Source organism: Marinobacter sp. MIT930201, from assembly GCF_047122665.1.
Taxonomy (GTDB): domain Bacteria; phylum Pseudomonadota; class Gammaproteobacteria; order Pseudomonadales; family Oleiphilaceae; genus Marinobacter; species Marinobacter salarius.
Genome location: NZ_CP138916.1, coordinates 1380544 through 1393393, shown reverse-complemented (window position 1 = coordinate 1393393; position 12850 = coordinate 1380544). Strand labels below are relative to the sequence as shown.

The window sequence follows — 12850 nt, the reverse complement described above, 5'->3', positions numbered from 1 at the left end:
CACGGGTGTCTTTTATCGTTGCTACGTAGAACGGTAAGAGTAAGGCTGAGTAGCTGATGCTATCTCAGGGGTTCCTGAAGACCTTTTAATAGATAAGGGCTTATCGATGCCTAGAAGAAGAGTTGCAGCAAAACGGGAAATTATCCCGGATCCCAAATTCGGCAGTGCACGGCTGGCCAAGTTCATCAACCATGTGATGGAAAGCGGCAAAAAAGCTGTTGCTGAGCGCATTGTTTATGGCGCGCTCGATATCGTTGCCGACAAGTCCAAGGAAGAGCCGATCGACATGTTCGAGAAGGCCCTGGAAAACATCCAGCCGATGGTTGAAGTTAAATCCCGTCGTGTGGGTGGTGCTACCTACCAGGTGCCTGTCGAAGTACGGCCTTCCCGTCAGAACGCGCTGGCCATGCGCTGGCTCGTAGAATTTTCACGGAAGCGTGGTGAAAAGTCCATGGCGCAGCGTCTGGCAGGTGAAATCCTGGATGCCGCTGATAGCAAGGGCTCCGCTGTTAAGAAGCGCGAAGACGTTCATCGCATGGCAGAAGCCAACAAGGCGTTCTCTCACTTCCGTTTCTAATCAGCCGAGGTTCATACAGTGGCACGCAAGACTCCGATCAAGAGATACAGAAACATTGGTATTTGTGCGCATGTTGATGCGGGCAAGACCACAACCACCGAGCGGGTTCTGTTCTACACAGGCATTTCCCACAAAATCGGTGAGGTTCATGATGGCGCGGCGACCATGGACTGGATGGAGCAGGAGCAGGAGCGTGGTATTACCATCACGTCTGCTGCAACCACCTGTTTCTGGCAGGGCATGGATAAGCAGTATCCTGAGCACCGCATCAACATCATCGACACCCCGGGGCACGTTGACTTTACCATCGAGGTAGAGCGTTCCCTGCGTGTGCTCGACGGTGCAGTTGTGGTGTTCTGTGGCTCCTCTGGTGTTGAGCCGCAGTCCGAGACTGTTTGGCGTCAGGCCAACAAGTACGAAGTGCCCCGCATGGTGTTCGTCAACAAGATGGACCGTGCCGGTGCCAACTTCCTGCGCGTTGTGAATCAGATTAAGAACCGTCTGGGTGCGACTGCCGTTCCCATTCAGTTGCCGATCGGTGCCGAAGACGAGTTCGCTGGTCTGGTTGACCTGATTCGTAACAAGGCGATTTACTGGAACGAAGATGATGCCGGTGCTACCTATGACCAGCGCGACGTTCCTGCCGAAATGGCTGACGAAGTAGCGAAGTACCGCGAAGAAATGATGGAAGCGGCTGCTGAAGCTAATGAAGAGCTGATGGAGCGCTACCTTGAAGAGGGCGAGCTCAGCATTGAAGACATCAAGAAAGGTCTGCGTATCCGTACGCTCGCCAACGAGATTGTTGTCGCGACATGTGGTTCTGCCTTTAAGAACAAGGGTGTTCAGGCGGTGCTGGATTCGGTGATCGAATTCCTGCCGGCTCCGGACGAAGTCAAAGCCATCCGTGGTGAGGTCGATGAAGACGGTACTGAAGAAACCCGTCAGGCTGACGACGACGCGCCTTTCTCGGCTCTCGCGTTCAAAATCGCCACCGATCCGTTTGTTGGCACGCTAACCTTCTTCCGGGTTTACTCCGGTAAGCTCGAATCGGGTAATGCAGTCTACAACTCCGTAAAGAGCAAGAAGGAACGCGTCGGCCGTATGGTTCAGATGCACTCCAAAGAGCGTCAGGAGATCAAGGAAGTTCTCGCGGGTGATATTGCTGCGGCAATCGGCCTGAAGAGTGTCACCACCGGTGATACCCTTTGTGATGAGAATCATAAAATTATCCTGGAACGCATGGAGTTCCCTGAGCCGGTTATTTCTGTAGCCGTTGAGCCGAAGTCCAAGGCTGACCAGGAGAAAATGGGTGTTGCTCTGGGCAAGCTTGCTCAGGAAGATCCGTCTTTCCAGGTTCGTACTGATGAAGAATCTGGCCAGACCATCATCTCCGGTATGGGTGAGCTTCACCTGGACATCATCGTTGACCGAATGCGTCGCGAGTTCAAGGTTGAAGCGAACATTGGTAAGCCGCAGGTGGCTTATCGTGAATGCATCCGTAAGAACGTGGATGTGGAAGGTAAGTTCGTGCGTCAGTCTGGCGGTCGTGGTCAGTATGGTCATGTCAAGCTCAAGCTTGAGCCGCTGCCTCTCGACGAGGAGGATGGCGAGAACTTCATCTTCGTAAACGAAATCGTTGGTGGTGTGGTTCCCAAGGAATACATTCCCGCTGTTCAGCAGGGCATTGAAGAGCAGATGAAGAACGGCTGTCTGGCCGGTTATCCTCTGCTGCGGATCAAGGCCACGCTGTACGATGGTTCCTACCATGACGTTGACTCCAACGAGATGGCGTTCAAGGTCGCCGGATCCATGGCGATGAAGAAAGGCGCGTTGGAGGCTAGTCCGGCCCTTCTTGAGCCGCTCATGAAGGTCGAGTGCGTTACCCCTGAAGAGTATATGGGTGACGTCGTTGGTGATCTGAACCGCCGTCGTGGTCTGGTTCAGGGTATGGAAGACGGCCCGTCGGGCAAGACAATCCGTGCCGAGGTTCCGTTGTCGGAGATGTTCGGTTACGCCACCGATCTGCGTTCTGCAACGCAGGGTCGGGCGTCTTATGCGATGGAGTTCTCCCGCTATATGGAAGCTCCCTCGAACATTGCCGAAGCGATCATTAAAAAGGGTTGATCCCCAGGACTTAAGAAACAGGAAGAGGTGTAACCGTGTCTAAAGCAAAATTTGAGCGTAATAAGCCGCACGTAAACGTGGGCACCATTGGTCACGTAGACCATGGCAAGACCACGCTGACAGCCGCGCTGACTCGTGTGTGTCACGAAGTGTGGGGTACTGGTAGTGCAAGCGCATTCGACCAGATCGATAACGCACCGGAAGAGAAGGCGCGTGGTATCACCATCGCGACGTCTCACGTTGAGTACGATTCGCCGGCGCGTCACTATGCGCACGTTGACTGCCCGGGTCACGCTGACTACGTGAAGAACATGATCACGGGTGCGGCGCAGATGGACGGCGCGATCCTGGTTTGTTCCGCAGCTGACGGCCCCATGCCGCAGACTCGCGAGCACATCCTGCTGTCCCGCCAGGTTGGCGTTCCTTTCATCGTTGTGTTCCTGAACAAGGCGGACATGGTCGATGACGAGGAGCTGCTGGAGCTGGTCGAGATGGAAGTTCGCGAACTGCTGAGCCAGTACGACTTCCCGGGCGACGACACGCCGATCGTTACCGGTTCCGCGCTGATGGCGCTGGAAGGTAAGGATGACAACGAAATGGGTACTACCGCTGTCAAGAAGCTGGTAGAAGCCCTGGACGAGTACATCCCGGATCCGGAGCGTGCGATTGATCAGCCGTTCCTGATGCCGATCGAGGACGTGTTCTCCATCTCTGGTCGCGGTACGGTTGTAACCGGTCGTGTAGAGCGCGGCATCATCAAGGTTGGTGACGAAGTGGAAATCGTCGGTATCAAAGATACCGTGAAGACCGTTTGTACCGGTGTTGAGATGTTCCGCAAGCTGCTGGACGAAGGTCGTGCTGGTGAGAACGTTGGGGTTCTGCTGCGTGGTACCAAGCGTGACGACGTTGAGCGTGGTCAGGTTCTGTGTGTGCCGGGCTCCATCAAGCCGCACACCAAGTTCGAGTGCGAAGTGTACGTGCTGAGCAAAGAAGAAGGTGGTCGTCATACCCCGTTCTTTAAGGGTTACCGTCCGCAGTTTTACTTCCGTACCACCGACGTCACAGGTTCCTGTGAGCTGCCGGAAGGTGTGGAAATGGTTATGCCGGGTGACAACGTGAAGATGAGTGTTACCCTGATTGCTCCGATCGCCATGGAAGATGGCCTGCGCTTCGCGATTCGTGAAGGTGGCCGTACCGTTGGTGCCGGCGTAGTCTCAAAGATCATCGAATAAATTATTCGAATGATCTAAGGAAAAAGGGGCTGAAAGTCAGCCCCTTTTTCTGTTTCAGCCGCACAATCTGACCTGGTAGAGTCGCTGCTCATCGCAGTTGACACTGCTGGGTATTATGCATACAATGCGGCTCCTTTTTTTGAAGGTCGGCTAACTAGTAGCTGCTACGAGTGGAGTTTGGTGCATCATGCAAAGCCAAAAAATTCGAATCCGGTTGAAGGCGTTTGATTATCGCCTGATCGACCAGTCAACGCAGGAGATTGTCGATACCGCGAAGCGGACCGGCGCTCAAGTGCGTGGACCAATCCCTCTGCCGACGCGGAAGGAAAAGTACACCGTTCTGATTTCACCGCACGTCAACAAAGACGCGCGCGATCAGTACGAGATTCGTACACACAAGCGTTTGCTGGATATCGTCGAGCCGACGGAAAAGACAGTAGATGCTTTGATGAAGCTGGATCTGGCAGCAGGTGTAGACGTTCAGATCAGCCTCGGCTAACGCCAAGCGTTAGTCTGTGTAACTGTCATAAGGCCATAGAGGGTGAGAGCCCCGTACACTTAAGAGGTGAAACATGGCAATTGGAATTGTCGGTCGCAAGGCCGGTATGACCCGTATTTTTACGGAAGACGGGCAAGCAGTGTCCGTAACGGTAATTGAGGTTGAGCCCAACCGCATTACCCAGCTGAAAACTCTTGAAAGCGATGGCTATCGCGCGGTTCAGGTAACCGTTGGTAAGCGTCGTTCCTCTCGTGTGACTAAAAGCGAAGCGGGCCATTACGCCAAAGCCGGAGTAGAGGCTGGTCGTGGTCTGTGGGAATTCCGTCTCGCTGATGGCGAAGGCGAAGAGCTGGCTGCAGGCGGAGAGATTACCGCTTCCATCTTTGAAGATGGCCAGGTCGTTGATGCTGTTGGTCAGTCCAAGGGTAAAGGTTTCCAGGGCGGCGTAAAGCGCTGGAACTTCTCCATGCAGGACGCCACACACGGTAACTCCCTTTCTCATCGTGCTCCGGGTTCTATTGGTCAGAACCAGACTCCGGGCAAGGTATTCAAGGGCAAAAAGATGGCGGGCCAGATGGGCAATGCGCAGGTGACCGTGCAGAACCTGCAAGTCGTCCGTGTCGACGCCGAGCGCAACCTTCTGCTGATTCGTGGTGCCGTTCCGGGCGCGACCGGCGGAAATGTTGTCATCAAGCCTGCAGTTAAAGCCTGAGGAGCGGTGCGATGGAATTGACTATTACAGGTAGCGGCAAGGGAATCTCGGTTTCCGACGCTGCATTCGCCAAAGATTTTAATGAGTCACTGGTTCACCAGGTTGTCACCGCGTATATGTCCGGTGCGCGCCAGGGTACCCGTGCTCAGAAAACACGTTCGGAAGTCGCTGGTGGTGGTAAGAAGCCCTGGCGTCAGAAGGGTACGGGTCGTGCCCGTGCCGGTACCATCCGCAGTCCGCTGTGGCGGTCCGGTGGTGTTACCTTCGCTGCCAAGCCTCAGAGTTTTGAGCAGAAGGTAAACCGCAAAATGTACCGCGCAGCGATGCGCTCCATTTTTTCCGAGCTGGTCCGTCAGGAGCGCCTGGTTGTGGTCGACGACATGAATGTCGAAACGCCCAAGACCAAGGCCTTCACTGCCAAGCTGAGCGATATCGGTGTCAGTAACGCGCTGATTCTGTCCGACAACGTCGAGCAGAATCTGCACCTGGCCTCGCGCAATATCCCGCACGTTGATGTGCGTGATGTCGCCGGCCTTGACCCGGTTAGCCTTGTCGCCTTCGACAAAGTGGTTGTGACTGTTCCCGCTCTGAAGAAAATCGAGGAGATGCTGGGATGAATCAGGAACGTATTTACAAGGTTCTTCTTGGGCCTCACGTATCAGAGAAAGCCTCTCTGGTCGCGGAAAGTGGTCAGGTGGTATTCCGTGTAGCCCCTGACGCAACCAAGCCCGAGATCAAGAAAGCCGTTGAGCAGCTGTTCAACGTCACCGTCGAAGGTGTTCAGGTTCTGAACCGTAAGGGTAAGCTCAAGCGTACCGTTCGCGGCTTCGGCAAGCGTGCTGACATTCGTAAGGCTTACGTTAAGCTTGCGGACGGTCAGGACATTGATTTTCTGGATGTGGAATAAGGTAAAGGGGTCGTAAAATGCCGATCGTCAAAACCAAGCCAACATCTGCCGGCCGCCGTCACGTTGTTAAGCTCTTTAACCCTGATCTTCACAAGGGGCGCCCTTACGAGCCGTTGGTAGAAACTCTTAGTAAATCGGGTGGTCGCAACCATTTTGGTCGCATCACTACCCGTCACATTGGTGGTGGACATAAAAAACACTACCGTGTCATTGACTTTAAGCGGACCAAAGATGGTATCCCGGCGACTATCGAGCGCCTGGAATACGATCCTAACCGCTCTGCGCACATTGCGCTGATCAAGTACGCCGATGGCGAGCGTCGCTACATTATCGCTCCCAAAGGTATGCAGATTGGTGACCCTGTGCGCTCCGGCATCGACGCGCCGATTAAAGTAGGAAGCACACTTCCGCTCCGGAATATTCCGGTCGGTTCTGTGATTCACTGCGTCGAAATCAAGCCTGGCAAAGGTGCTCAGCTGGCTCGCTCTGCGGGCGCATCCGTACAGCTGGTTGCTCGGGAAGGGGCTTATGCCACCATCCGCCTGCGCTCAGGTGAAATGCGTAAGGTGCTTGTTGACTGTCGCGCAACGTTGGGCGAAGTGTCCAACAGCGAACACAGCCTCAAGCAGCTTGGTAAAGCGGGTGCATCACGTTGGCGCGGTAAACGTCCAACAGTACGTGGTGTTGCTATGAACCCAGTTGACCACCCACATGGTGGTGGTGAAGGGCGTACCTCTGGCGGGCGTCACCCGGTTACTCCGTGGGGTGTTCCGACCAAAGGGCATAAGACTCGTAAGAACAAACGTACTGATAAGATGATAGTACGTCGTCGTTCAGCCAAGTAAACGACTACATAGAGGTAAATGCTGTGCCACGTTCTTTGAAGAAAGGTCCTTTTATAGACCTGCATCTGTTGAAGAAGGTCGAGGCAGCTCTGGAAGCTAACGACAAGCGGCCGATCAAAACCTGGTCCCGCCGGTCGACAGTGTTTCCGGAGATGGTAGGCCTGACCATTGCAGTCCACAACGGCAAGCAGCACGTGCCGGTTTATGTCACCGAAGATATGGTCGGGCATAAGCTGGGTGAGTTCGCGGCGACGCGTACTTATCGTGGTCATGCGGCCGACAAGAAAGCTAAACGCTGATTGTGAGGTAATAGAAATGGAAGTAGCAGCCAAGTACAAGGGCGCTCGCCTCTCAGCTCAGAAAGCGCGTCTTGTCGCTGACCAAGTACGCGGCAAGGCTGTTGAGGACGCCCTGAACATTCTGACTTTCAGCCCGAAGAAGGCGGCGGTCATTCTCAAGAAAGCCCTTGAGTCTGCCATCGCTAACGCTGAGCACAACGAAGGTCTGGACGTAGATGATTTGCGGGTTTCCACCGTTATGGTGGATGAGGGTCCGACGCTCAAGCGAATCAAAGCTCGAGCCAAGGGGCGCGCTGACCGGATTTTCAAGCGCACCTGTCATATCACCGTCAAGGTCGCCGACAAGTAGGAGATGCTCAGATGGGTCATAAAGTAAATCCAACCGGCATGCGTCTGGGTGTGATCAAAGAGCACAACTCAGTGTGGTACGCCGAAAAGGCGGAATACGCGAACAACCTGTTGAATGATATTCAGGTTCGCGAATTCCTGGACAAGCGTCTGGTAAAGGCGTCTGTCAGCAAGATTGTGATCGAGCGCCCTGCTCAGAACGCCCGTATCACGATCCATACAGCCCGTCCCGGTATTGTTATCGGTAAGAAGGGTGAAGATGTTGACCGTCTGCGTCGCGAAGTCAGCGACATGATGGGTGTGCCCGTGCACATCAACATCGAAGAAGTCCGCAAGCCGGACCTGGATGCCCGCCTGGTCGCGCAGAACGTTGCCGGTCAGCTGGAGCGTCGTGTGATGTTCCGTCGCGCTATGAAGCGTGCGGTACAGAACGCCATGCGCCAGGGTGCGAAAGGCATCAAGATTCAGGTAGGCGGTCGTCTCGGGGGTGCTGAAATTGCCCGTTCCGAGTGGTATCGCGAAGGTCGTGTACCGCTGCACACACTGCGTGCAGACATTGATTACTCGACCTACGAAGCGAAAACCACTTACGGCATTATCGGCGTCAAGGTATGGATCTTCAAAGGTGAGATTCTTGGTGGTATGGAGCAGGTCCGTGCTGACAAGAAAGCCTCTGGGAAGAAAGGTTCTAAGTAAAGGGGCACTCAAATGCTGCAACCAAAACGCACCAAATTTCGCAAGGTAATGAAAGGCCGTAACACCGGTCTTGCGCACCGTGCTAACAAGGTGAGCTTCGGTGAATACGGATTGAAGGCGACAAGCCGTGGACGTATAACTGCGCGCCAGATTGAGGCAGCGCGTCGTACCATGACTCGCCGCATCAAGCGGGGCGGTAAGATCTGGATCCGGATTTTCCCGGACAAGCCGATCTCCAGCAAGCCGCTCGAAGTACGAATGGGTAAAGGTAAGGGTTCTGTCGAGTACTGGGTGGCTGAAATTCAGCCAGGCCGGATGCTGTATGAGATGGAAGGTGTTTCCGAGGAAATCGCTCGTGACGCGTTCACTCTTGCTGCGGCCAAGCTGCCCGTACAGACCACCTTTGTAACGAGGACGGTGATGTGATGAAAGCAACAGAGCTGCGTGACAAGTCAGTCGAGGAGCTGAACAAAGAGCTGATCGACCTCCTGAAGGAGCAGTTCAACCTGCGCATGCGTAAGGCGACAGGTCAGCTGAATCAGTCTCATCTTCTTCCGAAGGTGAAGCGTGACATTGCTCGCGTGAAAACAGTTATGAATGAAAAGGCAGGACAGTAACATGACTGAAGCTACCCAAACTGCCAGAACCCTGAGCGGCAAGGTCGTGAGCAACAAAATGGAGAAATCCATTGTGGTTCTGGTTGAGCGCCAGGTTAAGCATCCTCTGTACGGTAAGTACATGAAGCGTTCATCCAAAATTCATGCTCACGACGAGAGCAATCAGTGCAACATCGGTGACACCGTTACAATCCAGGAAACCCGCCCGGTCTCCAAGACCAAAAGCTGGGCTCTGGTGGAAGTCACCGAACGCGCATCGAAGGTGTAACTCGCCCGGACGGTGAGTCTTGTCGTAACGGCAAAGTGGTTTCTGCTGGAGAATAACCATGATTCAGACTCAAACAATGCTTGAAGTCGCGGACAACAGTGGTGCACGTCAGGTGATGTGCATCAAGGTCCTGGGCGGTTCACATCGGCGTTATGCCAGCGTTGGGGATATCATCAAGGTAACCGTTAAGGAAGCCATCCCCCGCGGTAAAGTGAAAAAAGGCCAGGTCCTGAAAGCTGTCGTTGTACGTACCCGTAAAGGTGTGCGTCGTCCCGACGGGTCGCTTATTCGTTTCGACGGAAACGCGGCAGTACTTCTGAACAATCAGGACGCACCCATTGGTACCCGTATCTTCGGACCGGTTACCCGTGAACTGCGAAATGAGAAGTTCATGAAAATTATTTCACTGGCACCCGAAGTACTTTAAGGACCAGAGGCCGGTTATGAAAAAGATCAAACGAGATGACGAAGTAATCGTCACTACGGGGAAAGACCAAGGCAAACGTGGTAAAGTCCTGAAGGTTCAGGACGATGGCCGGGTTGTTGTTTCTGGGATCAATATGATCAAGAAGCACACCAAGCCAAACCCGATGCTCGGCACCCCAGGTGGCATCGTCGAAAAAGAAGCACCTATCCAGGCTTCCAACGTGGCTATTTTTAATCCGCAGACCGGCAAAGCCGATCGCGTAGGCTTCCAGATCAAGGAAGACGGCGCTAAAGTGCGGATCTTTAAGTCCACGAAAGAAGTCGTCGATAACCAGTAAGCGGTGGTGGTTACGATGCTTAACATGAAAGAGCAGTACAGTAAGGAAGTGGTACCCGCCCTGCAGAAAGAGTTCAGCTACAAGAACATCATGCAGGTGCCGCGTATCGAAAAGATCACCCTGAATATGGGTGTCGGCGAAGCGGTCGGTGACAAGAAGCTGATTGAAAATGCCGTGGCGGATCTTGAGCGCCTGGCAGGTCAAAAAGCCGTTGTCACTTTGGCACGTAAATCCGTAGCGGGCTTTAAAATCCGTGAAGGTTGGCCGATCGGTTGTAAAGTTACCCTGCGCGGTGAGCGTATGTGGGATTTCTTTGATCGTCTGGTTCACATTGCGGTACCCCGCATTCGTGACTTCCGCGGTCTGAATCCCAAGTCCTTCGATGGTCGCGGTAACTACAGCATGGGTGTGCGTGAGCAGATCATTTTCCCCGAGATCGAGTACGACAGAGTCGACAAGATCCGTGGACTTGATATCACCATTACCACCACTGCCGGTACCGACGATGAAGGTCGCGAACTGTTGAAAGCCTTCGGCTTTCCGTTCAAGAAATAAGGAACGAGTGTAATGGCTAAGGTTTCCATGAAGAACCGCGAGTTCAAGCGCGAAAAAACCGTTGCGAAGTACGCAGCGAAGCGCGCCGAACTCAAGGCGATTATCAAGAACCCGAATACCAGCGATGATGACCGTTGGGATGCACAGATGAAGCTGCAACAGCTTCCTCGTGATGCGTCTCCCTCGCGTCTTCGTAATCGTTGCCAGGTTACAGGTCGTCCCCACGGCGTTCTGCGCAAGTTCAAGCTGTCACGTATTAAGTTGCGTGAAGCTGGCATGCGCGGCGACGTCCCGGGCCTGACCAAAGCAAGCTGGTAAGGCAGGTACACTGACCGCAGGTCAGGTGCCCGTTGGTAAGCGGTGCGGCGCGCCGCTGCACAACTAAAAAGATCAGGAGTCTCATACCAATGAGTATGCAAGATACGCTTGCGGATATGTTTACCCGTATCCGTAATGCACAGATGGCACAGAAGGCCGATGTGGCCATGCCGTCTTCAAAGATGAAGATCTCCGTAGCCCAGGTCCTTAAGGACGAAGGTTACGTAGCCGATTTTTCCGTCTCAGCTGACGCGAAACCCGAGCTGACCATTAACCTCAAATACTTCGGTGGCAAGCCGGTTATTGAGGAAATCAAGCGGGTCAGCCGTCCGAGTCTGCGCCAGTACAAGGGCGCTGGGGAGCTGCCGAAGGTATCCGGTGGTCTGGGAGTCGCGATTGTCTCTACGTCCAAGGGCGTAATGACAGACCGCGCTGCACGTGCTGCCGGCGTGGGTGGCGAAGTCATCTGCACCGTATTTTAGGAGATACACATGTCCAGGGTTGCCAATAATCCTGTCGTGCTGCCTTCCGGTGTTGAGGTTAAGCTGAACGGACAGGAAATTAATGTGAAGGGGTCCAAAGGATCGCTTCAATTCACCATCCACCATGTGGTAGAGGTCACGCAGGAAGAAAACGTTCTGCGCTTCGCACCCCGTGATGGAGCCAAACAGTCCCGCGCTCTTGCTGGTACTACCCGCGCATTGGTCAACAATATGGTGACCGGTGTGTCTACAGGCTTTGAGCGCAAGCTCGCGCTGACGGGCGTAGGCTACCGTGCCCAGGCGCAAGGTAAGAAGCTCAATCTGACGCTGGGTTTTTCACACCCGGTTGAGTATGAGCTGCCCGAGGGGATTACCGCTGAAACTCCGTCCAATACGGAAGTTGTGATTCGCGGAATCGACAAGCAACAGGTTGGCCAGGTCGCTGCAGAAGTCCGCGCATTCCGTCCGCCAGAGCCTTACAAAGGCAAGGGTGTGCGTTATGCGGATGAGCAGGTCAGACGCAAAGAAGCCAAGAAGAAATAAGGCGGGACTATGAGCGCGAATAACGAAAGATTGCGTCGCGCACGCAAAGTGCGCATGAAGATCCGTAAGCTGGGCACCAACCGCCTGTGTGTACATCGTACACCCCGGCACATGTACGCCCAGGTTACCACTGCAGACGGCAGCAAGGTGCTGGCGGCTGCCTCCACGTTGGATAAGGACCTGCGCCAGGGTGCAACCGGTAACGTGGACGCTGCCAAAAAGGTCGGTCAGTTGATTGCTGAGCGTGCCAAGGCAGCAGGTGTAGAGCAGGTCGCTTTTGACCGCTCCGGTTACCGTTATCATGGTCGCGTCCAGGCTCTGGCCGACGCAGCCCGTGAAGCTGGCTTGCAATTCTAAGAGGTGGAGAAGATGAGCGTTAACGAACAGAAGGCGCCTGAGCTCCAGGAGAAGCTGGTTCAGGTCAATCGCGTCGCCAAGGTTGTTAAGGGCGGTCGTATTTTTGCCTTCACTGCACTGACTGTAGTGGGTGATGGTAAAGGACGCGTTGGTTTCGGTCGTGGCAAGGCGCGTGAAGTGCCGGTTGCGATCCAGAAAGCGATGGAAGCTGCACGCAAGAACATGGTCGACATCCCGCTTGACGGAAATACCCTGCAGTACGCGGTTAAAGCGCAGCATGGTGGTTCCAAGGTTTACATGCAGCCTGCATCAGAAGGTACCGGTATCATCGCCGGCGGCGCTATGCGTGCCGTACTGGAAGTAGCGGGTGTGCAGAACGTACTGTCCAAGTGTTACGGGTCCACCAACCCGGTGAACGTGGTACGTTCCACCATCAAGGGTCTCCAGGCAACTCAAGCGCCTGAAGATATTGCAGCCAAGCGCGGTAAATCCGTGGAAGAGATTCTGGGTTGAAGTCATGGCGAACGCAAAAACGATCAAAGTAACACTGACCCGCAGCCCAATCGGCTGTCAGCCCAAGCACAAGCTGTGCGTCAAGGGCCTGGGTCTCCGTAAAATCGGTCACACCGTGGAAGTGGAAGATACCCCTTCCATCCGCGGGATGATCAACCGGGTTAACTACCTGGTGCAGGTAGAGGAGAACTAAG

The 12850-nt window shown here is 54.3% G+C and carries 23 protein-coding genes; all 23 read left to right on the top strand.

The window, feature by feature from the left end:
* Positions 1–106: 106 nt before the first annotated feature.
* The 23 genes from rpsG to rpmD all read left to right on the top strand — a co-directional run bounded on the left by rpsG (position 107) and on the right by rpmD (position 12849).
* On the top strand, positions 107–577 hold the full coding sequence (gene rpsG, locus SIC19_RS06490) for a 30S ribosomal protein S7 (RefSeq protein WP_036203340.1): 471 nt from the start codon (positions 107–109) through the stop codon (positions 575–577).
* An 18-nt stretch (positions 578–595) separates the two neighbouring features.
* Positions 596–2701: an elongation factor G gene (gene fusA / locus SIC19_RS06485; RefSeq protein WP_036203343.1), complete on the top strand. Its 2106-nt coding sequence runs from the start codon at positions 596–598 to the stop codon at positions 2699–2701.
* Positions 2702–2736: 35 nt separating this feature from the next.
* Positions 2737–3933 carry an elongation factor Tu gene (gene tuf, locus SIC19_RS06480; protein WP_007154018.1) on the top strand — a complete coding sequence of 399 codons (1197 nt, stop codon included), beginning with the start codon at positions 2737–2739 and terminating at the stop codon, positions 3931–3933.
* Positions 3934–4120: 187 nt separating this feature from the next.
* Positions 4121–4432, top strand: a complete 312-nt coding sequence (gene rpsJ / locus SIC19_RS06475; protein WP_004580743.1) for a 30S ribosomal protein S10 — start codon at positions 4121–4123, stop codon at positions 4430–4432.
* A 73-nt stretch (positions 4433–4505) separates the two neighbouring features.
* Positions 4506–5144: a 50S ribosomal protein L3 gene (gene rplC, locus SIC19_RS06470; protein ID WP_007154017.1), complete on the top strand. Its 639-nt coding sequence runs from the start codon at positions 4506–4508 to the stop codon at positions 5142–5144.
* An 11-nt stretch (positions 5145–5155) separates the two neighbouring features.
* The gene (gene rplD / locus SIC19_RS06465) at positions 5156–5761 is read left to right on the top strand and encodes a 50S ribosomal protein L4 (protein WP_007154015.1); all 606 of its coding nucleotides are present in this window, start codon (positions 5156–5158) and stop codon (positions 5759–5761) included.
* Positions 5758–6051 (top strand): 50S ribosomal protein L23, encoded by a 294-nt coding sequence (gene rplW, locus SIC19_RS06460; RefSeq protein ID WP_007154014.1) that lies wholly within the window; start codon positions 5758–5760, stop codon positions 6049–6051. The genes rplD and rplW overlap by 4 nt, the downstream gene beginning before the upstream one ends.
* A gap of 17 nt (positions 6052–6068) precedes the next feature.
* On the top strand, positions 6069–6896 hold the full coding sequence (gene rplB, locus SIC19_RS06455) for a 50S ribosomal protein L2 (RefSeq protein WP_007154012.1): 828 nt from the start codon (positions 6069–6071) through the stop codon (positions 6894–6896).
* A 23-nt stretch (positions 6897–6919) separates the two neighbouring features.
* Entirely contained in the window at positions 6920–7195 is a 276-nt protein-coding gene (gene rpsS / locus SIC19_RS06450) for a 30S ribosomal protein S19 (protein ID WP_007154011.1), read from the top strand.
* Positions 7196–7211: 16 nt separating this feature from the next.
* Entirely contained in the window at positions 7212–7544 is a 333-nt protein-coding gene (gene rplV, locus SIC19_RS06445) for a 50S ribosomal protein L22 (protein WP_007154010.1), read from the top strand.
* Positions 7545–7555: 11 nt separating this feature from the next.
* Positions 7556–8239, top strand: a complete 684-nt coding sequence (gene rpsC / locus SIC19_RS06440) for a 30S ribosomal protein S3 (protein ID WP_007154009.1) — start codon at positions 7556–7558, stop codon at positions 8237–8239.
* A gap of 12 nt (positions 8240–8251) precedes the next feature.
* The gene (rplP, locus tag SIC19_RS06435; protein ID WP_007154008.1) at positions 8252–8665 is read left to right on the top strand and encodes a 50S ribosomal protein L16; all 414 of its coding nucleotides are present in this window, start codon (positions 8252–8254) and stop codon (positions 8663–8665) included.
* Entirely contained in the window at positions 8665–8856 is a 192-nt protein-coding gene (gene rpmC, locus SIC19_RS06430; RefSeq protein WP_007154007.1) for a 50S ribosomal protein L29, read from the top strand. Before rplP ends, rpmC begins: the two co-directional genes overlap by 1 nt.
* 1 nt (position 8857) lies before the next feature.
* Positions 8858–9124 carry a 30S ribosomal protein S17 gene (rpsQ, locus tag SIC19_RS06425; protein WP_007154006.1) on the top strand — a complete coding sequence of 89 codons (267 nt, stop codon included), beginning with the start codon at positions 8858–8860 and terminating at the stop codon, positions 9122–9124.
* Between the two features lie 58 nt (positions 9125–9182).
* Positions 9183–9551, top strand: a complete 369-nt coding sequence (gene rplN, locus SIC19_RS06420) for a 50S ribosomal protein L14 (RefSeq protein WP_007154005.1) — start codon at positions 9183–9185, stop codon at positions 9549–9551.
* Positions 9552–9567: 16 nt separating this feature from the next.
* Positions 9568–9888 carry a 50S ribosomal protein L24 gene (gene rplX / locus SIC19_RS06415; RefSeq protein ID WP_007154004.1) on the top strand — a complete coding sequence of 107 codons (321 nt, stop codon included), beginning with the start codon at positions 9568–9570 and terminating at the stop codon, positions 9886–9888.
* Positions 9889–9903: 15 nt separating this feature from the next.
* A complete protein-coding gene (rplE, locus tag SIC19_RS06410; RefSeq protein ID WP_036203346.1) occupies positions 9904–10443 on the top strand; it encodes a 50S ribosomal protein L5 in 540 nt (179 codons plus the stop codon).
* Between the two features lie 12 nt (positions 10444–10455).
* Positions 10456–10761, top strand: coding sequence for a 30S ribosomal protein S14 (rpsN, locus tag SIC19_RS06405; RefSeq protein WP_007154002.1), 306 nt, complete (start codon positions 10456–10458; stop codon positions 10759–10761).
* Positions 10762–10850: 89 nt separating this feature from the next.
* Positions 10851–11243: a 30S ribosomal protein S8 gene (gene rpsH, locus SIC19_RS06400; protein ID WP_007154001.1), complete on the top strand. Its 393-nt coding sequence runs from the start codon at positions 10851–10853 to the stop codon at positions 11241–11243.
* A 9-nt stretch (positions 11244–11252) separates the two neighbouring features.
* Positions 11253–11786, top strand: coding sequence for a 50S ribosomal protein L6 (rplF, locus tag SIC19_RS06395; RefSeq protein WP_036203349.1), 534 nt, complete (start codon positions 11253–11255; stop codon positions 11784–11786).
* A gap of 9 nt (positions 11787–11795) precedes the next feature.
* A complete protein-coding gene (gene rplR, locus SIC19_RS06390) occupies positions 11796–12143 on the top strand; it encodes a 50S ribosomal protein L18 (protein ID WP_007153999.1) in 348 nt (115 codons plus the stop codon).
* Between the two features lie 12 nt (positions 12144–12155).
* Positions 12156–12656, top strand: a complete 501-nt coding sequence (gene rpsE, locus SIC19_RS06385; RefSeq protein WP_007153998.1) for a 30S ribosomal protein S5 — start codon at positions 12156–12158, stop codon at positions 12654–12656.
* A 4-nt stretch (positions 12657–12660) separates the two neighbouring features.
* Positions 12661–12849 (top strand): 50S ribosomal protein L30, encoded by a 189-nt coding sequence (rpmD, locus tag SIC19_RS06380; protein ID WP_007153997.1) that lies wholly within the window; start codon positions 12661–12663, stop codon positions 12847–12849.
* The last annotated feature ends 1 nt before the right edge of the window (position 12850 follow it).

Excerpts from the sequence above, each read along its gene's own strand:
- rpsC (WP_007154009.1), top strand. The coding sequence starts at position 7,556 with ATGGGTCATAAAGTAAATCCAACCGGCATGCGTCTGGGTGTGATCAAA.
- rplB (WP_007154012.1), top strand. The coding sequence starts at position 6,069 with ATGCCGATCGTCAAAACCAAGCCAACATCTGCCGGCCGCCGTCACGTT.
- rplP (WP_007154008.1), top strand. The coding sequence starts at position 8,252 with ATGCTGCAACCAAAACGCACCAAATTTCGCAAGGTAATGAAAGGCCGT.
- rplE (WP_036203346.1), top strand. The coding sequence starts at position 9,904 with ATGCTTAACATGAAAGAGCAGTACAGTAAGGAAGTGGTACCCGCCCTG.
- rplF (WP_036203349.1), top strand. The coding sequence starts at position 11,253 with ATGTCCAGGGTTGCCAATAATCCTGTCGTGCTGCCTTCCGGTGTTGAG.
- rplX (WP_007154004.1), top strand. The coding sequence starts at position 9,568 with ATGAAAAAGATCAAACGAGATGACGAAGTAATCGTCACTACGGGGAAA.
- rplV (WP_007154010.1), top strand. The coding sequence starts at position 7,212 with ATGGAAGTAGCAGCCAAGTACAAGGGCGCTCGCCTCTCAGCTCAGAAA.
- rpsH (WP_007154001.1), top strand. The coding sequence starts at position 10,851 with ATGAGTATGCAAGATACGCTTGCGGATATGTTTACCCGTATCCGTAAT.
- rplW (WP_007154014.1), top strand. The coding sequence starts at position 5,758 with ATGAATCAGGAACGTATTTACAAGGTTCTTCTTGGGCCTCACGTATCA.
- rplN (WP_007154005.1), top strand. The coding sequence starts at position 9,183 with ATGATTCAGACTCAAACAATGCTTGAAGTCGCGGACAACAGTGGTGCA.
- rpmC (WP_007154007.1), top strand. The coding sequence starts at position 8,665 with ATGAAAGCAACAGAGCTGCGTGACAAGTCAGTCGAGGAGCTGAACAAA.
- rplD (WP_007154015.1), top strand. The coding sequence starts at position 5,156 with ATGGAATTGACTATTACAGGTAGCGGCAAGGGAATCTCGGTTTCCGAC.
- rplC (WP_007154017.1), top strand. The coding sequence starts at position 4,506 with ATGGCAATTGGAATTGTCGGTCGCAAGGCCGGTATGACCCGTATTTTT.
- rpsQ (WP_007154006.1), top strand. The coding sequence starts at position 8,858 with ATGACTGAAGCTACCCAAACTGCCAGAACCCTGAGCGGCAAGGTCGTG.
- rpsJ (WP_004580743.1), top strand. The coding sequence starts at position 4,121 with ATGCAAAGCCAAAAAATTCGAATCCGGTTGAAGGCGTTTGATTATCGC.
- rpmD (WP_007153997.1), top strand. The coding sequence starts at position 12,661 with ATGGCGAACGCAAAAACGATCAAAGTAACACTGACCCGCAGCCCAATC.
- rpsN (WP_007154002.1), top strand. The coding sequence starts at position 10,456 with ATGGCTAAGGTTTCCATGAAGAACCGCGAGTTCAAGCGCGAAAAAACC.
- rpsG (WP_036203340.1), top strand. The coding sequence starts at position 107 with ATGCCTAGAAGAAGAGTTGCAGCAAAACGGGAAATTATCCCGGATCCC.
- rpsE (WP_007153998.1), top strand. The coding sequence starts at position 12,156 with ATGAGCGTTAACGAACAGAAGGCGCCTGAGCTCCAGGAGAAGCTGGTT.
- rplR (WP_007153999.1), top strand. The coding sequence starts at position 11,796 with ATGAGCGCGAATAACGAAAGATTGCGTCGCGCACGCAAAGTGCGCATG.